16 protein-coding genes and 1 tRNA gene are annotated in these 21,882 nt (G+C 34.2%); 11 read left to right on the top strand and 6 right to left on the bottom strand.

Annotated features, from left to right (window positions below):
- Positions 1 to 2 precede the first annotated feature (2 nt).
- From ACFSQS_RS05085 to ACFSQS_RS05050, 8 genes are all read left to right on the top strand, one after another.
- The gene (locus ACFSQS_RS05085) at positions 3 to 953 is read left to right on the top strand and encodes a phosphoribosyltransferase family protein (RefSeq protein WP_388015073.1); all 951 of its coding nucleotides are present in this window, start codon (positions 3 to 5) and stop codon (positions 951 to 953) included.
- Between the two features lie 47 nt (positions 954 to 1,000).
- The gene (locus ACFSQS_RS05080) at positions 1,001 to 2,188 is read left to right on the top strand and encodes a glycosyltransferase (RefSeq protein WP_388015070.1); all 1,188 of its coding nucleotides are present in this window, start codon (positions 1,001 to 1,003) and stop codon (positions 2,186 to 2,188) included.
- Positions 2,189 to 2,234: 46 nt separating this feature from the next.
- Entirely contained in the window at positions 2,235 to 3,398 is a 1,164-nt protein-coding gene (locus ACFSQS_RS05075; protein ID WP_388015067.1) for a glycosyltransferase family 4 protein, read from the top strand.
- 2 nt (positions 3,399 to 3,400) lie between these two features.
- Entirely contained in the window at positions 3,401 to 4,612 is a 1,212-nt protein-coding gene (locus ACFSQS_RS05070) for a glycosyltransferase (RefSeq protein WP_388015064.1), read from the top strand.
- Between the two features lie 22 nt (positions 4,613 to 4,634).
- Complete coding sequence (locus tag ACFSQS_RS05065; protein WP_388015061.1) at positions 4,635 to 5,825, top strand: glycosyltransferase family 2 protein; 1,191 nt, start codon at positions 4,635 to 4,637, stop codon at positions 5,823 to 5,825.
- Between the two features lie 247 nt (positions 5,826 to 6,072).
- The gene (locus ACFSQS_RS05060; protein WP_388015058.1) at positions 6,073 to 7,119 is read left to right on the top strand and encodes a YncE family protein; all 1,047 of its coding nucleotides are present in this window, start codon (positions 6,073 to 6,075) and stop codon (positions 7,117 to 7,119) included.
- A 330-nt stretch (positions 7,120 to 7,449) separates the two neighbouring features.
- Positions 7,450 to 7,523, top strand: a tRNA-Arg gene (locus ACFSQS_RS05055).
- 93 nt (positions 7,524 to 7,616) lie between these two features.
- Positions 7,617 to 9,530, top strand: coding sequence for a hypothetical protein (locus ACFSQS_RS05050; protein ID WP_388015055.1), 1,914 nt, complete (start codon positions 7,617 to 7,619; stop codon positions 9,528 to 9,530).
- A 10-nt stretch (positions 9,531 to 9,540) separates the two neighbouring features.
- Here ACFSQS_RS05050 and ACFSQS_RS05045 read toward each other — a convergent pair whose 3' ends face one another.
- The 6 genes from ACFSQS_RS05045 to tsaD all read right to left on the bottom strand — a co-directional run bounded on the left by ACFSQS_RS05045 (position 9,541) and on the right by tsaD (position 15,107).
- Positions 9,541 to 10,722: a THUMP-like domain-containing protein gene (locus ACFSQS_RS05045; protein ID WP_388015052.1), complete on the bottom strand. Its 1,182-nt coding sequence runs from the start codon at positions 10,720 to 10,722 to the stop codon at positions 9,541 to 9,543.
- Positions 10,723 to 10,728: 6 nt separating this feature from the next.
- The gene (locus ACFSQS_RS05040) at positions 10,729 to 11,817 is read right to left on the bottom strand and encodes an AI-2E family transporter (protein ID WP_388015049.1); all 1,089 of its coding nucleotides are present in this window, start codon (positions 11,815 to 11,817) and stop codon (positions 10,729 to 10,731) included.
- Positions 11,818 to 11,871: 54 nt separating this feature from the next.
- Complete coding sequence (locus ACFSQS_RS05035; RefSeq protein WP_388015046.1) at positions 11,872 to 12,372, bottom strand: TrmH family RNA methyltransferase; 501 nt, start codon at positions 12,370 to 12,372, stop codon at positions 11,872 to 11,874.
- Between the two features lie 262 nt (positions 12,373 to 12,634).
- Positions 12,635 to 13,276 carry a DUF4159 domain-containing protein gene (locus ACFSQS_RS05030; RefSeq protein WP_388015043.1) on the bottom strand — a complete coding sequence of 214 codons (642 nt, stop codon included), beginning with the start codon at positions 13,274 to 13,276 and terminating at the stop codon, positions 12,635 to 12,637.
- A gap of 6 nt (positions 13,277 to 13,282) precedes the next feature.
- A complete protein-coding gene (locus ACFSQS_RS05025; RefSeq protein ID WP_388015040.1) occupies positions 13,283 to 13,987 on the bottom strand; it encodes a 16S rRNA (uracil(1498)-N(3))-methyltransferase in 705 nt (234 codons plus the stop codon).
- Positions 13,988 to 14,084: 97 nt separating this feature from the next.
- Complete coding sequence (tsaD, locus tag ACFSQS_RS05020; RefSeq protein WP_388015037.1) at positions 14,085 to 15,107, bottom strand: tRNA (adenosine(37)-N6)-threonylcarbamoyltransferase complex transferase subunit TsaD; 1,023 nt, start codon at positions 15,105 to 15,107, stop codon at positions 14,085 to 14,087.
- A gap of 197 nt (positions 15,108 to 15,304) precedes the next feature.
- On the opposite strand from tsaD, the gene ACFSQS_RS05015 reads away from it, so the two are divergent.
- From ACFSQS_RS05015 to gap, 3 genes are all read left to right on the top strand, one after another.
- On the top strand, positions 15,305 to 19,708 hold the full coding sequence (locus tag ACFSQS_RS05015; protein WP_388015034.1) for a translocation/assembly module TamB domain-containing protein: 4,404 nt from the start codon (positions 15,305 to 15,307) through the stop codon (positions 19,706 to 19,708).
- 154 nt (positions 19,709 to 19,862) lie between these two features.
- Complete coding sequence (gene pfkA / locus ACFSQS_RS05010; protein ID WP_388015031.1) at positions 19,863 to 20,849, top strand: 6-phosphofructokinase; 987 nt, start codon at positions 19,863 to 19,865, stop codon at positions 20,847 to 20,849.
- Between the two features lie 22 nt (positions 20,850 to 20,871).
- On the top strand, positions 20,872 to 21,873 hold the full coding sequence (gene gap, locus ACFSQS_RS05005) for a type I glyceraldehyde-3-phosphate dehydrogenase (protein WP_388015028.1): 1,002 nt from the start codon (positions 20,872 to 20,874) through the stop codon (positions 21,871 to 21,873).
- Positions 21,874 to 21,882: the final 9 nt, after the last annotated feature.

Here is a 21,882-nt window from a genome sequence, read left to right as displayed (position 1 = left end):
TTATGAATTATAGAAATATTAGAGAACTAAACAATATAATACTTAATAAACTTAGTATTATGCCTCGTGATTTTGATTTAATTGTAGGGGTTCCAAGAAGCGGTATGCTGCCTGCAAACCTATTGTCGTTATATCTAAATAAACCATACACCGATATAGATTCTTTTTTAAACGGCCATATTTATAAAGCAGGTGCTCGAAGTCAGTTTTTTGATGGAGACGGATTTAAAAAAATATTGGTAGTAGATGATAGTATAGCTTCTGGTTCTGCAATGACAGAATGTAAGGAGCGTTTAAAGCATCTTGAATCGAAATTCGATATAAAATATTGCGCTATTTATATTATACCTGGTAAAGAAAAAATGGTAGATTATCATTTTGAGGTAGTGCCATTACCACGCTACTTCCAATGGAATATACTTAACCATACAAGCCTAGAAAAAGCGTGCTTTGATATTGATGGCGTTTTATGCCCAGACCCTTTGCCCGAGCAAAATGACGATGGAGAAAAATACATCGATTTTATTTTAAACGCCCCTCCATTATTTATACCAGGTGCTAAAATTGGCACCATTGTAACATCGCGTTTAGAGAAGTACCGAAAAGAAACCGAAACTTGGTTAAAAGCTAATAATATAAAATATAACGATCTTGTAATGCTGGATTTGCCAGACATGAAGGCAAGACAGAAAGCCAATAATCACGGCGAGCATAAAGCCAAGGCATACATGTCTAAACCCTATGTGCTTTTTGTAGAAAGTGAGCCAGCTCAAGCCATAGAAATAAATAGATTATCTAAAAAACCGGTGTTGTGCACAGAAAACTTTGAAATGATTTACGATTCTGAGTCCTTTATGTATAACCTAAAAAGCGGCAAACATTTTCCTTTTCTTAGAGAGTACGCTTTAAAGGCACGTAATAAATTAAGGCAACTTAAAAAAGTTGCAGATTAGTTCCGTAATCTATAATATGCTTTATAACCCCAAATTATATATTTAACATGCTTATATTCAATATTGTACAAATTGTTTTTCTTGTTTTAATAGGATTAGCTACCTTATACATTTTTGTATTTTCAGTAGCTGGTTTATTTTACAAACAAGCAACGTACAAATCAACAGGAAATTTAAAAAAAATAGCCGTACTAATACCGGGTTATAAAGAAGATGAGGTTATCGTAGAAGTTGCAAATTCTGCATTATTACAAGATTATCCTTCAAACCTTTACGATGTTGTTGTAATTGCCGATTCTTTTTTAGATGAAACCCTAAGTGAATTAAAAGCACTGCCAATAAAATTAATTGAAGTTAGTTTTGAAAAAAGCACAAAATCTAAAGCGCTAAACAAAGCTATGGCTTCTTTAACAGAAACATATGATATAGCTGTTGTTTTGGATGCCGATAATTTAATGGCTACAGATTTTTTAAAGAAAATAAATACTGCTTTCCACCAAGGGTTTATTGCTGTACAAGGACACCGAACAGCAAAAAACATGAATAATTCCTGGGCTATTTTAGATGCTGTGAGCGAAGAAATAAATAATCATATTTTTAGAAAAGGCCATATTGCATTGGGGCTTTCATCGGCCATAATTGGTTCTGGAATGGCTTTTAAATACAAGTATTTTAAATCGCTTATGGCAACAGTTACCGCTGTTGGTGGGTTTGATAAAGAAATTGAATTGAAAATGCTTAAAGCTGGTTATAAAATTGAATACCTTGATGATGCCGTGGTTTACGATGAGAAAATACAGAAAGCAGAGGTTTTTGGAAACCAACGAAGACGCTGGCTTTCTGCTCAAGTTCATTACTTTAGAAAAGACTTTTTAAATGCCCTTAAAGATCTTTTTCTAAAAGGAAATATCGATTATTTTGATAAAGCCATTCAGTTTATTCAACCACCAAGAATATTATTATTGGGGGCGGTTTTTATTTTTGGAGGCTTATTTATTTTAAGTAATTTTTTATTAAATAATGAAATCACATTTCCAATATACTGGCTATTAATTGCTACAGCTTGTATATTGTCTTTTATTTTTTCAATACCTAAATCATTTTACAATTTAAAAACACTTGGTGCTTTAGCAAGTTTACCAAAAGGTATGCTTACAATGTTACTATCCTTATTAAAAATAAAAGGTGCTAACAAAAAATTTATTCACACCAAACACGGAACAAGTTCAGAATAAAAAGTATTTAAAGCCAAAAAGCTATAAACCATTAGAATAAAACGATATGAAAATAGGAATTGAAGGACAAAGGCTTTTTCGTAAGAAAAAACACGGTATGGATATGGTGGCTTTAGAGTTGATTAAAAATCTACAAAAAATAGATCTTGAAAACACCTATTTTATTTTTGTAAAACCAGATGAAGACCATACGGTTTTAACTGAAACACCTAATTTTAAAATTATTCAACTTGAAGGTGGCTCCTATCCCTTTTGGGAACAAATAGCATTACCCAAAGCAGCAAAAAAATATGGCTGCGATATTTTGCATTGCACCAGTAATACGGCTCCATTTTTTAGCGATATTCCTTTAATAACAATCTTGCACGATATTATTTACATGGAAAGTAGTTATTATAAAATACTTACAAGTAGCGCCACTACGTATCAAAAATTTGGTAACGCCTATAGAAAGTTAATTGTACCGCGTGTTGTTAAAAAAAGCAACAAAATAGTAACTGTTTCTCATTTCGAAAAACGTAGAATTGCTGAATATTTCAGCATTAAAAAAGAAAATTGTTTAGAAGCTATTTATAATGGCGTAAGCACTCATTTTAAACCCATTTTTAATAAACAAGAGCTAAAAAGGGTAAAAGAAAAATACAATTTACCAGATAAGTTTTTCTTTTTTCTTGGAAATACAGATCCTAAAAAAAACACCAAAGGCACCTTAATAGCATTCTCTAATTTTTTGAAGCAAAGCAAATTAGATTACAAATTGGTTATGCTGGATTACGATACCAAAGAACTTGAAAAATTATTAACCGAAATTGGAGATAAACATTTAATAGATAGCATTGTTTTAACAGGCTATGTTGTTAATACAGATTTACCAGCAATTTATTCGTTAAGTACTATTTTCTTATATCCTTCGCTTCGCGAAAGTTTCGGAATTCCTATGTTAGAGGCTATGTCCTGTGGTGTGCCTGTAATTACTTCAAACACATCCTCAATGCCCGAAGTTTCGGGTGATGCTGCACATATTATAGATCCTTTTAAACCAGACGAAATTACAGAAGGTATTATAAAAATACTTGATAGTGAAGAATATGCCCATAATCTTCGTGAAAAAGGATTAGAAAGAAGCAAACTTTTTTCTTGGGAGAATATGGCTAAAGAATATTTAAAACTTTATAAACGTATTCATGCCGAAAATAAAAAAAACAATTAATAATGATGAAAGGTAAAAACATAATCTGTATATCTCAAACAACATGGCACGGAGAATTTACTAAATCTACGGTACAATTGTTGTCTCTTTTAGCCGAACATAATAAAATTGTTTTTGTTGAGTACCCGTTTACTTTAAAAGACGTTGTTATGAGCTTGTTAGGTAAACAGAAAGCTCAAGTTTCTAGAATGTTGGGTTTAAAAAACCGTTTAAAAGACGAAAAAACCGAAAATGGCGCAGTTGTTAAACACCTGGTAATGCCACCTGTTCTCCCCATAGATTTTATTGAAAATAAATCGATATTTAAAACCCTATTTGGAATTAATACGTATTTGTACAAACGCCAACTATTAAAAGTTATAAAAAAACAATCTTTAACAAACCCCATCATCTTAACGGCATACAATCCTATGTATGGCTTACCCATGATTGGTCAACTTAAAGAATTTCTAAATGTTTATTACTGTTATGATGGCATGGATACTAGACGGCATAAATCTAGAATTTTTAATATCGAAAAAGAATTTTGTACTAAAGTTGATGGTATTATTACGACTTCAGATTTTTTAAATTCAGAAAAGAAAATATTCAATAAAAATAGCTTTGTTGTAAAAAATGGTGTTGATTACGATTTGTTTGCTCCTTTTGCTAAAACTACAGTTTCAAAACATACAAACACAAAAAAGATAGGCTACATAGGAACCTTAGACCAGCGATTCGACATCGATATGGTTGAGCACGCTGTTAAAGAATTACCTAATGTAACATTCGAATTTACTGGTTACCTATTAAATAAAGCTATTGTAGAGCGTTTATCAAAATATCCGAATGTCTCGTTTTTTGGACCAATAAAAGCGAATGAGGTTCCAAAATTATTAGCTAAATACGACTTAGGGATTATACCTTATTTAATGAATGAGGTAAATAAAAATATTTATCCGCTAAAAATTAACGAATATCTAGCCGTTGGAGTCCCAGTAGTTATGAGCGCATTTGCCAATTTAACAGATTTTGAAAATATTGTAAACGTAGCAGATACTAAAGATCAATTTAAACAACATATAATTAATGTTTTAAAAAACGATAACAAGTCATTAATTAAAGAAAGAATAGCGTTTGCCAAACAAAATTCTTGGGATGGGAGAGCCAAAGAGTTTGGGCAGATACTAGAGCAATTTTATAAAGATAAAGCTCAAGAAAAATCATTGACATAAAAAAAATTAAAACCTACTTATTATGCTAATATTAGAAACCATTTTTTGGATATTACTATTTGTTATTGTTTACACCTATGTAGGCTATGGCATATTATTATACCTAATAATTAAAATTCGAAGACTATTCAACATGGGTAAAAAAGTAGAGATAGACCCTGCTTTCGAACCCGAAGTTACGCTATTTATTGCCGCTTATAATGAAAAAGATTATGTAGAAGCAAAAATGAAAAATTCGTTAGAATTAGAGTATCCTAAAGAAAAATTAAACATTGTTTGGGTTACAGATGGCTCTGATGATGGTACCCCAGAATTACTAAAAAAATACCCAAATACCAAAGTTTATCATTTAGATGAAAGAAATGGTAAAATTGGCGCAATGAATAGGGGTATGCAATTTGTAAAAACTCCAATAGTTATTTTTAGTGATGCAAATACACAGCTAGGAAAGGAATCTGTTAGGCGCATTGTTAACCTATTTTCAATGCCTTCTGTGGGGTGTGTTTCTGGCGAAAAAAGAATTATTGATAAAACAGCTGATGTTGCATCTGGTGCTGGCGAAGGATTGTACTGGAAATACGAATCTGCATTAAAAAAATGGGATGCCGAACTGTATTCTGTTGTTGGCGCTGCAGGAGAATTATTTGCTATTAGAACCTCATTATACCGCCATGTGGAACAAGATACACTTTTAGATGATTTTATGATTTCTTTACGAGTAGCTCAAGACGGATACACCATTCAATACGACCCAGAAGCTTATGCTATTGAAACTGCATCGGCCAACGTAAAAGAAGAATTAAAACGCAAAATACGAATCTCGGCAGGTGGCATTCAATCTGTTGTAAGATTAAGTGCTTTACTTAATATTTTTAAATATGGCACGCTTTCATTTCAATACATTTCACATCGTGTATTGCGCTGGACTTTAACTCCGCTTTGTTTACTCATATTAATACCCTTATTGTTTGTGTTGGCAATTAACGAAGGGCTTTTAGAGTTTGGTCTGTATTCAACATTATTTTGGTTACAAACCCTCTTTTACATTGCAGCGTTAGTAGGTTGGTTTTTAGAAAACAGATCTACAAGCATAAAAATTCTATTTGTTCCTTATTACTTTTTTATTATGAATTTATCAGTTGTACTAGGTTTCTTTAGATATATGAAAAAAACGCAATCTGTAAACTGGGAACGTGCCCAACGAGCCACATAAACTAATAAGACCAATTTAATTTTGTAAAGTCGTACAGAAAACCAAGTAGCTTTTTTTTGTTCTATGACGCTGCCATTGGTTTACAAGTTGTAGAAAATAAGAGCAGGGAAATAAAGCAAAAATTGAACGCGTTTGGATGCGTCATTACATGATTAAATTGGTATAAACCCAAAACCACACCTAACTATTCTGCCTATTGTAATACGTATTAGCTTATGTGCTAATACTAGCAGTAATTAAAATAATTATGAAAATAATAAAGTTAATTGCATTATTTATAGTATTGTGTTTGCTTGTTGTAAGTTTAACCCTTTTTATGCATAGAAAACCTGCATATAACATACAAACCAACGGACAACTGTATATAGTTAACAAAGTTAGTAGTAGTATTACGGTTTTTGATTTATTTACAGGAACAGAGCTTACCGAAATACCTCTAAGCATTGTGCCGTATAAACTCACAGCTTTAAAAAACCAAAACAAAGTTGTTATTACAAATTATGGGCCCAATAATACCATAGGCAAAAATCTATCTATTATTAACACGAAAACCAACAACCTAGAAAAAAATATTGAATTTACAACAAATACATCTCCTCATGGCAATAGTACTTTACCTAAACACAATAAAGTTGTAAATATTACCAATTCAGAAAATAATTTATTAGCTCTTGATGCAGTAAGAAGATTGCTTAAAAATAAAACACCAAGCCAAGAACTAGCCAGCTATCTTTTAGTACTTCACCCCAATAAACCCTTGGCTTACGTTACAAATAGTAGGTCGAATTCTATAAGCGTTATCAATATTGAAAAAGATCAAGTCATTAAAACTATTACCTGTGGTATAGGTACAGAAGGCATAGATATTACACCCGATGGATTAGAAGTTTGGGTAACCAATAACATAGAAAACTCTATACATGTTATTAATACAGAAACACACCAAATAACCAATACAATGCCAACAGGAAAAGAATCTTTAAGGTTAAAATTTTCAATAGATGGTAAACACTGCTTAGTAACAAATACTGGAGACGGCACTATTTCTGTTTACAACAGATACTCTAAAAAACAAATAAAAACAATACATATTCGCGGTAAAAAAGGCTATATGGAAAGATTTCTTTACCCTACCCCGCGGCCTGTTGATGTATTGATGCACCCAAACGGACAATTTGCGTTTATATCCAATTCTAATGCAGATAAAGTAGAAGTATTAGATATGCAATCATTAAAGCTGGTTAGTTCCATTGGCACAGCAAGAGTCCCAGATGGATTAGAACTTGTAGAGTAAAAATCAGACTTAATAATTAAGATTAGTATTGGTCTTACAAATAAATTGTAAACTCTTAATAATTTAAAACCCAACTTTCGTTTTGCATTTAGCTTAGCAGGTGTAAAAATTAAAATTTCTATTATTTACCTTGTATAATAATTAATACCATATTATATTTGCATCACTTTTAAAAAAAGTAGAATTATTTTAAAGTTCTTATCAAATAAGTTACTCGTTCAATTATCAGAATTTTGTAATTAAATGAAACTTTTTTTGATTTTTAAATATTAAGTGAATGTTGCCCAGTTTAACATTCTCGCGGTTTTTTCGTAGAAATTCAAAAACTACGGGCTCTTAGCTCAGCTGGATAGAGCACCTCCCTTCTAAGGAGGCGGTCGAAGGTTCGAATCCTTCAGGGCTCACAAAAAGCTTCACTATTTTTAGTGAAGCTTTTTTGTTTTTTAAAAATATTTGCTTATTGGTTATATTATTTATTAGTTTAGCACTATAATATCATGAAAAACCTTTGCCTACTTATCTATATCGTATTGTCGCATAGCATCTTCTCCCAAGAGGCTTCAATTGCTACGAAATTTACTGAAAACGGCACCTTGTACGATAGTTTAAACGAATCTCCTAAACCATTAGCTCAGTTTAAAAAGAACGAAAACTGCATTGTTATTAGTTATTTAGGAAAAGACAATTACAAAGTAAAATACAAAGAATGGATTGGGGTTATAAATTCTGAATTCTTGGTTATTAACGAAGAAATGATGGATTTATATTATGATTTTCAAGATAAAGCAAGAAAAAAGCTTATTGAAGAACGGGAAAATAGGAAGAAAAAATTACAAGAAATAATAAGGAATAGTCCAGAGGAAAAAGCTAAACGCCAACGCGATTCTATAGCCAAAGCCGAAGCAGCAGAAAAACAGCGTTTGGAGGCACAAGAGTTATTGCGCAAACAGGCCGAAGAAAAAGCTAAACGCCAACGCGATTCCGTTGCCAAAGCCGAAGCAGCAGAAAAACAGCGTTTGGAGGCACAAGAGTTATTGCGCAAACAGGCCGAAGAAAAAGCTAAACGCCAACGCGATTCTATAGCCAAAGCCGAAGCATTAGAAAAACAGCGTTTGGAGGCACAAGAGTTATTGCGCAAACAGGCCGAAGAAAAAGCTAAACGCCAACGCGATTCTATAGCCAAAGCCGAAGCATTAGAAAAACAACGTTTGGAGGCACAAGAGTTAATGCGCAAACAGGCCGAAGAAAAAGCAAAACGGCAACGCGATTCCGTTGCCAAAGCCGAAGCATTAGAAAAACAACGTTTGGAGGCGCAAGAGTTAATGCGCAAACAGGCCGAAGAAAAAGCTAAACGCCAACGCGATTCCGTTGCCAAAGCCGAAGCAGCAGAAAAACAGCGTTTGGAGGCACAAGAGTTAATGCGCAAACAGGCCGAAGAAAAAGCTAAACGCCAACGCGATTCTATAGCCAAAGCCGAAGCAGCAGAAAAACAGCGTTTGGCCGTACAAGAGTTTGAGCGTAAAAAGGCTGCTTTACGGGCGCTTAGGATAGAAGACTCCATAGCCAAGGTCGAAGCAGCAGAAAAGCTACGCTTGGAAGCACAGGAATTACAACTTAAACAGGCCGAAGAAAAAGCACAACGGCAACGCGATTCTATAGCCAAAGCCGAAGCATTAGAAAAACAACGTTTGGAGGCACAAGAGTTAATGCGCAAACAGGCTGCTTTACGGGCGCTTAGGATAGAAGACTCCATAGCCAAGGTCGAAGCAGCAGAAAAGCTACGCTTGGAAGCACAGGAATTACAACTTAAACAGGCTGAAGAAAAAGCACAGCGCCAACGCGATTCCGTTGCCAAAGCCGAAGCAGCAGAAAATCAGCGTTTGGCAACAGAAGCCTTGTTGTTAAAACAGGCCGAACAGAAAGCCCAAAGGTTGTTGGATTCTATCGCTAAAATTAAAGAAACCCAAAAAATCAATTCAGAAAAATCCAATATATCAAAGATCTGTAGATACCTTATTAATGAATACGATGCGTTTTACAAAGAGCAATTAATTAGGACTGAGCTTTACAAATTGAATAACAATCTAACTGCCGAGTTATATAAACAAGGCAATAAAACCTATGTGTTTCTTAACCTTTCTGAAAATTTGGGATGTGCCAGTTACCTATCGCGAAACAGGTCTTCGGTAAGAATTCAGCTTGAAAACAACCAGGTAGTAACCCTGTACCATTCCTGGAATATAGATTGCGATGACTTTAATTTTAAAGGCCGATTATCAGTTTCGCAAATTCAAAAATTAAAGCAATCTGCCATAAAATCCATTTATTTTAGAGGTACAAAAGACACAAAAACAGTCGCCGATATAAATTACCGAACTTTTTTTATAGAAAAGCTTAGATGTGTAGAGTAGCTAAAGTTTTTTAGTTGATTTTGCTGCAGATAACAACAATTTTACCATCCTTAAAATCTGTTGTAAAAAACAGGTACAAGTTGCCACCGTCTTTAATGCTGAATTTTTTTCTGATTTGTTGCACTGTTTCAGGGAAATTTCGGGTAGTAATATTGGCTTTTTTAATACCTTCTTTTTTTAATGCCTTTTTATTGAAAGGTAAAACCTTTTCAATTTCAAAACATCTTCCGGGAAAATCTACAAGTTGTTCCCCGGTGTATAAATGCGAGTGCTTATGCAGTTTAAACAGCATTATTTGATTTGAAATAGAACGAAAACCACCCGCTTTTAATATAGCCGTATTGGGCTCGTACAAATAGCTGAGCGGTTTATTGTAATGGGATGGCGCGTGTTTTTCTTCTTCTAGAAAAAAGTTGAAATGCTCGTTTTGGATCTTTTTTATGTTTACCGTTTTAATTGAAATTTTTTCTGAATAACCGCGTTTTAAAATCCATAGCAATTCTTTTACTTCGTTGTTTACGGCCACGACGTGAATGGTTTTTACATGCTTCAATTCGTTAATTCCCACGGAAAAATCCAGTAGCGGCGAGGTTTTCATTAGTATATTTTGTGAATGCTTAAAAAGCAAATCGAGATGCTCTGGTACATTGGGCAGGCAATCGTTTAAAAAAAAGACTTTGCCTTTGCTATCGTGCCGCCTTGAAGGGTCTATGTAAATCCAATCGAATGTTTTGTTGGTTGCTTTTAAATAGTTAATACCTTCAATATTATTTGTGTTGATATTTTGAATATGTAATTGTGCGTAATTGTGTTTTACAATTTCTGAAAGCGTATCGTTTATCTCACAATGTTCAACCGTTTTAAAGTGTTTTGAAAAGTAGAAGCAATCTACCCCGAAACCACCGGTTAAATCTACAATAGATTTACCTTTAATTAAATGCGACTTGTAATTTGCTGTAATTTCAGAAGAGGTTTGCTCAATATTAAGCTTATTTGGGTAGTAAATATTTTTAGTATCAAACCAGGTTGGTAATTTTTTTTCGCAGCGTTTTTTAGCTTCAATCTGTTCAATGATGTCTTTAGTTTCAACCGCATCAAACGCTATTCCTTTTAAAAGTAATTTTGAAATATCAGCCTGTAAATTTTCATTTATAAACTTTTGAATATCAGTATTTAAAATAGAATATTTCAACAAAAATTATAAGCCTTTAGTGAGTTTTTTTACAATTTTGTTTTCAGATAAAAACTCCTTTAAAATCACTTTTATAGCCGTATAAGCTGGTACCGCAATTATTAAACCAATAACGCCAAAAAGAATGCCTGTAATTAAAATGATTAAAAATATTTCCAGCGGATGCGATTTTACGCTTTTTGAGAATATAATGGGTTGGCTTCCAAAATTATCTATCAATTGCCCAATTAAAAACACAATAAGTACCCACATGGTTTTTGGCAAAATAATAGCGCTAAACGATCCGCCAAGGTTGCTTGTCATGGTTAAAGTTATCATTAAAAAGCCACCAATTAGCGGGCCAACATAGGGTATTAAATTTAGCAATGCACATAAAAATGCAATAACTATGGCGTTTTCAACACCAATAATTAAAAGCCCGATGGTGTAAATTATAAAAAGGATTAGGATTTGAAAAATAAGACCCACAAAATACCTGGAAAGTAAATCTTTTATTTTTGTTGATGAGTTTTTCCAACGCGATTCTTTATTATCTGGAATAAAGGTAAGCATGCCGTTTTCGAACAATTTGCTGTCTTTTAAAAAGAAAAATGAGATAAACAGTACCGAAAATAGGCCTATGCTAAAAGTGCCCAAACCACTAACTACTGCGTTTAAAAAGTTGGGGATTAGAGAATAATCGATTTTAGATAGAAGGTTTGAGTTTTTAATAGATTGCTCGATATCTATCTGGTTTAATTCAAAATACGCAATAATTTCTCTGTATAAATCTTCTACCTTGCCCTGAAGCTGCTCAATGTTTAAAAGCGATAAGTTTTGCCCTTGTTCAATAATTAAAGGGATAAACAAACTAACTAAACCCAGAAAAAGCCCAACTAAAATAGCCATGGTAACTATTACAGCAATGGTGTTTTTAAACTTTAACCTCTGTTGTAAAAACAACACAATGGGTCTGCCAATTAAAGAGATTACCGCGGCAATGGCCACATAAACAATAACGGATTGTATTTGGTACAAAAAGTATAACAATACCGCTATGCCCACAATAATGGCTATAGCTTTTAAAATACCGTTTGATATGGTGTTGGAATTCATGTAGTAAATATAATCATTGAAGTTGGAAGCGCGAAGACTGAGGTTAGAAGAATTTTATAATAATTGCTTCGTTATTTCATAAAGTGTAATATTGGTAGCTTGTACCACATTCATGCTACTGTTTTGCCCAAACATATCAATGTGTATGATAGCATCTGAAATTTTTAGAATAGCTTCGGATACCCCAAAATTTTCGTCGCCAATAACTAAAGCTATGGGGTTTTTGTTTGAAAATTTAAAAGTATGAATGGATTTGCTCGTCTCTGTAATTTCCAATGAAATGATTTGATGTTTTTCGTTTTTTAAGTTTTCAATAACTTTTGAAGCAGATTCGGCAATCTCGAAATCCACCACTTTTTCGGTAGCTCTTGAGGTTTTTGTTATTTTTCTACCAAGCGGAATATGTTCGCCACAGAGTATTAGTTTTTCAATACCAAAAGCATCAGCAATTCTAAATAAACTTCCAATGTTTGGAGCATTGGTTACATTATCGCAAACCAATGTTATTGGGAATTTTTGTTTTGTAAAGTTGGTGGTGTAGTGGGTGAGTTGCAATCTGTTGTTTATTTGTTAAGTCGTTTATCGTTTAGTTGTTTTTATTCCGAAATCAAAAGTATTAATCTGAAATAGTAATTGCTTCTTTACTGTTTAAAAGACAATATAGTATAATTGATATTATAAGAAGAAATATAATAACTTTTAATATTACTATCAGTAATTCCTTAAAGGTATAATCTTTATTAGAATCATTTTCAAAAAAGAATTCAATAAAAGTTAACAATAAATCTTTCATAAACATTTGTGAATTCGAGGCGGTTTAATTCTCAAAAGCATATTTAATAATATTTGCTCCCATTTTTAGTGCTTTTTCTCTAACTTCGGGCGGATCGTTGTGTACCTCGGCATCTTCCCAACCATCGCCTAAATCGCTTTCGTAAGTAAATAATAAAACCAATCTATCTTTATTGAAAATACCGAATGCTTGTGGTCGTTTGCCATCGTGTTCATGTATTTTAGGTAAACCTTTTGGGAACTTATAAATGGTATTAAATATGTTGTGAGTTGATGGCAATTCTACTAATTCTTGATTTGGAAACACCTTTTTTAATGCTTCAGCAATATAAGGTTGCATACCGTAATTATCGTCGATATGTAAAAAACCGCCAGAGATTAAATAGTTGCGCAGGTTTTCAGCATCGGTTTCACTAAAAAACACATTGCCGTGTCCGGTCATGTGCAAAAACGGATATTGAAAAATATCTGTGCTACCAACTTCTACGGTTTGTGGCTTTGGGTTTATTTTAGTGTTGATGTTGGCGTTGCAAAATTTAATAAGGTTGGGCAATGCCGTTGGGTTTCCGTACCAATCGCCGCCACCTTTGTATTTTAATATGGCTAAATCTTGAGCGCATAAACTAAAAGTTAAAAGTGAAAAGATAAAAGTGTAAAATAATTTCATGTTAAATTATTCGTTTGTAAATGCCACAGAATGACACGCAACAATTGCAGCCGTTTCTGTTCGTAATCTGGTGTTTCCCAAAGTTACAGGTTTAAATTTATTTTGAAGCGCTTGCTCGATTTCTTTAACAGAAAAGTCGCCCTCGGGTCCTATTAAAATGGTAATGTCTTTTTCGGGTTTTAGGAGTTGTTTTAAAGATTTTCTATCGGTTTGCTCACAATGTGCTATAAATAAATCGCTTTTAAATTCTTGTTTTATAAAGTTTTTAAAAGGTATAGCTTCATTTAGTTTTGGTAAATAACAACTTAAAGATTGTTTCATGGCCGATTGCAAAATCTTTTCGTAACGTTCTGGTTTTATCACTTTGCGTTCGCTGTGGTCGCAAATAATGGGTGTAATGCTATCAATACCAATTTCGGTGGCTTTTTCTAAAAACCATTCGTAGCGGTCGTTCATTTTTGTTGGTGCAACGGCCAAATGTAAATGGTAATTTCGTTGGGGTTGTTGGGTTTTAGAAACAACCGTTGCCACACATTTATTGATGTTTGGAATGGTAATTTTGGCAGTAAACAACCAACCATTTCCGTTTGTAATATGCAAAGTGTCGCCAGTGTTTTTTCTTAGCACTTTTATAATATGCCTACTTTCTTCCTTTGTAAAAGTGAATTGTGCGGTGTTTTCGATAATTTCTGGATTGTAGAAGAGTTGCATAGAGCGAAGATAAAATAATTATGTTTTTGCCACGAATTCACTAATGTTTTTTGTTAAAAAATTAGTGAGTGGACAATTTGTGTATTCGTAGCAAAACCTATATCTTTAAGCGAGCCGAAGCCATAACGCTCTGTTCAGCAAAATCCCCTTCTAAATATTTTAAATAGCCAACAATAGCAATCATAGCAGCGTTATCGGTGGTAAATTCAAATTTAGGCACATAAGTTGTCCAGCCAAATTTTTGCTCACCATCTTTTAAAGCTTGTCGTATTCCGGAATTTGCCGAAACACCACCGCCAATGGCAATGTGTTTTATACTGGTTTGTTTCGATGCGAGCTTTAATTTATCAATTAAAATACCAATAATGGTGTATTGAATGGAGGCGCAAATATCGTTTAAGTTTTCTTCAATAAAATTAGGATTAGCTTTCACTTCCCGTTGAATAAAATACAAAATAGCCGTTTTTAAACCCGAAAAACTAAAGTTTAAACCATCAACTTTTGGCTTTGTAAACTGGAATGCTTTGGGGTTTCCTTGTTTTGCACGCTTGTCAATTTCCGGTCCCGCTGGGTAACCCAAGCCTAAAATTTTTCCGCTTTTATCAAAGGCTTCGCCAACGGCATCGTCAATGGTTTCGCCAATAACCGTCATATCAAAATAACTATCCACTTTTACAATTTGTGTGTGTCCGCCAGAAATAGTCATAGCTAAAAACGGAAAGGGTGGTTTTTCAAAGCCTTCTTCATCAATAAAATGGGCCAAAATATGGGCTTGCATGTGGTTTACATCAATTAACGGAATATTTAATCCGTAAGCCAAAGATTTTGCAAACGATGTGCCCACCAACAGCGAACCCATTAAACCCGGACCGCGTGTAAACGCCACAGCGTTAAGTTTGTCTTTAGTAATATTAGCTTTTTGCAGCGCTTGGTGCACCACAGGAACTATGTTTTGTTGATGCGCACGCGATGCCAATTCTGGTACCACGCCACCATAAGCTTCGTGTATTTTTTGGTTAGCCACAACATTGCTTAAAATTTTGCCGTTGTGTATTACAGAAGCAGCAGTATCGTCGCAAGAAGATTCAATTCCCAGTATATAAATATTTTGTGAAGACATAAAAAAAATTAGGCACAATAATTGTTAATTTTGACTCTATAATCGAGACTTAAATATGGCCAGTATGGTTTTATGTAAAACATCTAGCTATATGTAAATATTCGTAATTACAAATGTAATTTATTCTTAATAAAATAATACCTTTAACCGCTATCAAAAAAGTACTAAAAATAATATCAAAAATAGCTGGCATTTTTGTGCTGCTCTTCATCATTTTGGTGTTGGTGCTTTCTATTCCGTTTGTTCAAACTAGTTTGGGTAATTATGCTACTAAAAAGCTAAATAGCGAGTTTGGCACAAATATAAATATAGATAGGGTTGGATTGCAGTTTAATGGCGATGTCGAGCTAAAAAATATTTATATTGAAGACTACAAACAAGATACACTTATAAATATTGCCGAACTTAATACCTCTATTTTAAGTTTTAAAAATCTGTACAGCGGTAAGTTGGTTTTTGGCGATATAGATATTATCGATTTGGTTTTTAACATTAAAACCTACAAAGATACTACCGATACCAATTTGGATATTTTTGTGGCAAAGTTTGATGATAACAACCCAAGGCAAGGTAAAAGTAGTTTTTTGCTATCCTCAAGCGATGTTTCCATATATAACGGGCATTTTAAATTGTTAGACGAAAATAGGGAGACTCCAAAACGGTTGGATTTTGAAAGCCTAAACATAAACGCCACCAATTTTTTAATTAACGGAAGCGATGTAAGTGCCAGAATTAACAAACTTGCTTTTAAAGACAGTAGAGGTGTTGAGGTTAAAAACCTAATGACTAATTTTAGCTATACCCTAACCAATATGACCTTTGATAATTTAAAAATAAAAACGCCAAATTCAGAATTAAAAGGCAATTTAAAATTTTCGTACAACAGAGAAGATTTACAGTTTTTTGAAGATAAGGTTTTGGTTACTGCAAGCTTTAAAGACTCCAATGTTTTACTTAACGAATTAAATACCTTTTATAACGAGTTTGGCAACAACCAATACGCCCAATTTAGTGTAGATTTATCGGGTACTTTAAACAATTTGCAAACTACAAAATTAAGGTTAACCAGTAGCCGAAACACTAAAATTTACGGCGATATAAGCTTTAAAAACCTGTTTAGTAAAGAAGAAGGCGATTTTTACATGAACGGGAAGTTTAGAAACCTGTCTTCAACCTATAACGATTTAACTGCCTTGTTGCCCAATGTGTTAGGTGCCGCTATCCCGTCGTCTTTTGATAGATTGGGCAAGTTTAAAATTGTTGGGCAATCCCAAATAACGGCTTCAACCATTAACGCAGATATTGAAATTGATACCGAATTGGGTTTTGTTGATTCTAAGCTAGAAATAAAAAAAATAAACGATATTGATAACGCATCGTACAAAGGAAAAATAATTTTTAAAGATTTTGATTTAGGTATTTTAATTGACGAGCCAAAAGTAGGGCTAACATCTCTGGATTTAAATGTAAACGGCACAGGTTTTGTTGCCGAAACCATTGATACACAGCTGGAAGGCGATGTGTTTAACATAATATACAACAATTATAATTACAGTAAAATTGATGTTGCCGGCAACGTTAAAAACAAAATATTCGATGGTAATTTAATAGTAAACGATAAAAACCTACAGCTAAATTTTAACGGATTGGTGGATTTTTCTGAAATGATGAAGAAATACGATTTTGAAGCCAAGGTAGATTACGCCAATTTAAACGCCTTGAACTTTATTGAAAAAGATAGCACTTCAATTTTTGTGAGCCGTGTAAAAATGAACATGAACGCCAGCAATCTCGATGATGCTTATGGTAGGGTGCTGTTTCAAAACACCTCGTACAAAAATCAAAAAGACACCTATTATTTTGACGAGTTTGCCATTTCCTCTCGGTTTGATAAGCAAACCCGATTTATAGAAATTAATTCGCCAGATATTATCGAGGGCAGCCTAGAAGGGCAATTTGTATTTAAAGACATTAAAAAACTGTTCGAAAACGCTTTGGGGCATATTTATACCAATTATAACCCTAATAAAGTACAAGCCAATCAAAATATCGACTTTAATTTTAAGATTTACAATAAGATTGTCGAAGTGTTTTTTCCAGAAATACAGCTTGGTAAAAACACCTTTGTTCGGGGTCGGGTAGAGAGCGAAGAAGAAGGTTTTAGGCTTACTTTTAAATCGCCAAAAATTAAATTATTAAATCATTTTGCAAGTAATATAGAATTGCAAGTAGACAACAATAACCCCTTATTTAACACCTACGTCGAGGTTGATAGTATAAGTACCAAATACTACAACGTATCTAAATTCAATTTAATTAACGTAACGGTTGGCGACACCTTGTTTATGCGCTCTGAATTTAAAGGAGGCAAGCAGAATAAAGATATATTTAATTTAAGTTTTTACCACACCATTAATGAAGATACCGAGTCGGTAATCGGGTTTAAAAAATCCGATGTTACCGTTAAAAACAATAAATGGCACATAAACGAAGATAAAGACAGATTTAATAAAATTTCATTTAACAAGAAGTTTACGTCTTTTAATATCGATAAGTTTAAAATAAACCATAACAACGAAGAAATTAAACTTTCGGGATTTTTAAAAGACTCCACACAAAAAGATTTAAAGCTAAATTTTAAAAATGTCGATCTCGCAAAAATAACACCAGATATCGATAGTTTATCGCTCGCCGGAAATGTAAATGGTAAGTTAGACATCCTTCAGAAAAACGGAAGCTATTTGCCAAATTCATCTATTATTATAGACCATTTTAAAGTCAATAATTTCCCTTTGGGCGATTTCGATGCTACCATAACGGGTAATGAAGATTTAACCAAATATAAAGTTGATGCCACCATTAAAAACGATTTTTCAAAATCTTTTAGTGCCGTGGGCGATATAACAGTAATTGGTAAACAATCAGATATTGATGTTAATTTAACCTTTAACGACTTTAACCTCCAACCGCTAAATCCTTTATTGCAAGATATTTTATCGAATATTAGAGGACTGGTTTCTGGCAAAGCCAATATTGTGGGTAATATAAAACAACCCGATATAAACGGAAAACTAAATTTAAACAGTGCTGGTCTTGGCATTCCGTATTTAAATGTAGATTACAGTTTTAACGATAATGCTTCGGTTACCTTAAAAAACCAAAGTTTTATATTTCAAAATTTACAATTAACAGATACAAAGTATAATTCCATTGGGCAATTAAACGGGGCTTTAAGCCATGTAAACCTCTCTAAATGGCGATTGGATTTAGGTATAAACACCAACCGGCTACTCGTTTTAGACACCAAAGAAACCGAAGAGGCCCTTTACTACGGCACCGGTTTTATTGGCGGAAGTGCAAGCATAAAAGGGCTGGCAGAAGAGCTAAGAATTAATGTTATTGGCGAAACCAAAAGAGGCACCGTTTTTAAAATACCATTAAACGATACAGAATCCTTTGGCGACAATTCGTTTATACATTTTATAACCAAAGAAGAAAAACTAGCAAAAGAGCAGGGTAATGGAGCGTTTTTAGAAGACATAAAAGGACTGGAATTGGATTTTGACCTAGATATTACCGAAGATGCCGAAGTAGAAATTATTATCGATAAAAATACCGGACACGCTTTAAAAGGGCGTGGTAGCGGCGGGCTTTTAGTAGAAATAAACACCAACGGAAAATTTAATATGTGGGGCGATTTCGCGGTTTTTGAAGGCGTTTATAACTTTGCTTTTGGAGGTTTAATACAAAAAGAATTTATCGTACAACCCGGTGGTACCTTGGCTTGGAACGGCGAACCCTTAAAAGCATTAATAAACATGTCTGCTACATACAAAACAAACGCAAACCCATCACCTTTGTTAGACAATCCCATTAACAGAAGCATTCCGGTAGAGTTAAACATTAACCTTACAGGGGCTTTAGAGCAACCCGATCCGCAATTTGAGTTTCAATTCCCCAATGTAAGCTCAACCATTAAATCCGAGCTTCAATACCGGTTGGAATCTATAGACGATAGGCAAAACCAGGCCTTGTACCTATTGTCAACAGGTGCGTTTTCACGAGGTTTGAACGATCTTAACTTCTCAGGTACCATTGCAGAACGACTTAATGGCATAGTAAATGGTATATTTTCCAGCGAAAACGGAAAATTCGATTTTGGCTTTAATTACGAAGTTGGAGAAAACAGGCCCGATTATAAAACCGATGACAGGTTTAGCGCATCCATTCAAACAAAAATTAGCGACAAGGTGCTTATTAACGGTAAACTGGGAGTGCCCATTGGTGGCGCTACCGAAACCGTAATAGCCGGCGATGTAGAAATAAACTTTTTGTTGAATGAAGAAGGCACCTTAACCGCAAAGGTGTTCAATAGAGAAAACAGCATTCGCAATTTTGGAGAAAAAATAGGATATACCCAAGGCGTTGGACTATCGTATAATGTAGATTTTGATACCTTTAAAGAACTTATCCGAAGCCTTTTTAAAAAACAAACAGACCAAAAAGATCAAACATCAGACAAAGCAAAAAAAGAACCCGAAAAAAACACAACTCCAAGTTTTATTATCCACAAATCTGCACCGTCAAAAAAAGATAATTAACAGTTTTTAAACTTTTTACAGCTTAAATATTTAAAAACCCCTTTTTTTTATTAACTAAATCGTTATAGTTTAACGGGCTTTGTTAAAATATGATATATGTTATAAAATTATAATATTAGTTTACTAATTTTACTTCGTAATAATAAAAAAATTAATGCCAAAAAATATAAAAAAAATAGGTGTTTTAACCTCGGGTGGAGACTCACCGGGGATGAACGCCGCAATTAGGTCGGTAGTAAGAGCATGCGCATACCATAACATAGAATGTGCCGGTATTTACCGTGGTTTCGAAGGTTTAATAGATGGCGATTTTAAACTCATGGACGCCAGAAGCGTAAAAGGAATTATAAATAAAGGTGGTACCATACTAAAAACTGCCCGTTCCAAGGAGTTTAGAACCAAAGAAGGCAGACAAAAAGCCTTTAACAATTTAGTTAAAGCCGAAATTGAAGGATTGGTAGTAGTAGGTGGAGACGGCTCGTTTACCGGGGCTATGGTACTCAATAAAGAATTCGATTTTCCGGTTGTAGGAATTCCAGGAACAATTGATAACGATATTTTCGGAACAACACATACCTTAGGTTTCGATACGGCCTTGAACACCGTAGTTGACGCTATAGACAAGATACGGGATACGGCAAGCTCGCACAACAGGCTGTTTTTTATTGAAGTTATGGGGCGCGATGTAGGGCATATTGCCTTAAACGCTGGTATTGCCGGTGGCGCCGAAGAGATTTTAATACCCGAAGAAGATTTAGGCCTGGACCGACTGGTAGATTCTTTAAACAAAAGCAGAAAATCAGGTAAAACATCAAGCATCGTTATCGTGGCCGAAGGCGATAAAATTGGAAAGAATATTTTTGAACTTAAAGACTATGTCGATGAAAACATGGAAGGTTACGATGTACGTGTTTCTGTACTTGGGCACATGCAACGCGGTGGCGCACCATCTTGTTTCGATCGTGTACTGGCCAGTAGAATGGGCGTAAAAGCCGTAGAGTCGTTATTAGAAGGAAAATCCAATTACATGGTGGGCTTACTGGGCGGCAAAATGGAATTAACCCATCTCGATAAAGCCATCAAAGGAAAAACTAAAATAAATTTAGAATTATTGCGTGTCTCAGATATTATGAGCACCTAAACATTAATACAATAATAATATTATGTCAAAATTAAAAATTGGAATTAACGGATTTGGTAGAATTGGAAGAATAGCTTTCAGAATAGCTGCCGAAAGACCAAATGTAGAAATAGTAGGAATTAACGACCTGTTAGACGTAGAGCATTTAGCCTATTTGTTAAAATATGATTCGGTACACGGTAGGTTTGATGGTACCATTGAAACCAAAAACGGAAACCTATTTGTAAACGGAAACGAAATAAGAGTTACCGCCGAGCGCAACCCAGAAGATTTAAAATGGGACGAAGTAGGAGCAGAAGTTGTATTAGACTGTACAGGTATTTTTACAACCTTAGAAGGCGCAGGAAAACACATTGCAGCTGGCGCTAAAAAAGTAGCCATATCTGCACCATCGGCAGACGCACCTATGTTTGTAATGGGCGTTAACCATAACGAGATTACTGCCGCAGATACCATTGTGTCTAACGCATCTTGTACAACCAACTGCCTAGCACCTTTAGCTAAAGTAATTAACGATAAATTCGGGATTGCAGAAGGCTTAATGACTACCGTACACGCAGCCACGGCAACACAGTTTACTGTAGATGGCCCTTCAAGAAAAGATTACAGACTAGGTCGTGCTTCATTAAATAATATCGTACCTGCTTCTACAGGAGCTGCAAAAGCAGTTGGCAAGGTAATCCCAGAATTAAACGGAAAATTAACAGGTATGGCATTTAGAGTACCAACTGTTGATGTTTCTGTGGTAGATTTAACCTGTCGTTTAGAAAAAAGCGCCTCTTGGGATGAGATAAAAGCAGCTTTAAAAGATGCCTCAGAAAACGAATTAAAAGGTATTTTAGGATATACCGAAGAAGGTGTAGTATCACAAGATTTTGTATCAGAACCTAAAACAAGTACATTTGATGCCAATGCAAGTATGGCATTAAACGATAATTTTGTTAAATTAGTGTCCTGGTACGATAACGAATACGGGTATTCATCTAAATTGGTAGATTTAGCACAGCATATCGGTTCAAAATAAAATATTAAC

It is taken from the genome of Gelatiniphilus marinus, assembly GCF_042684345.1.
GTDB classification, from domain to species: Bacteria; Bacteroidota; Bacteroidia; order Flavobacteriales; family Flavobacteriaceae; genus Gelatiniphilus; species Gelatiniphilus marinus.
The sequence above is the reverse complement of the archived record's forward strand: the minus strand, read 5'-3'. Positions and strand labels throughout refer to the sequence as shown.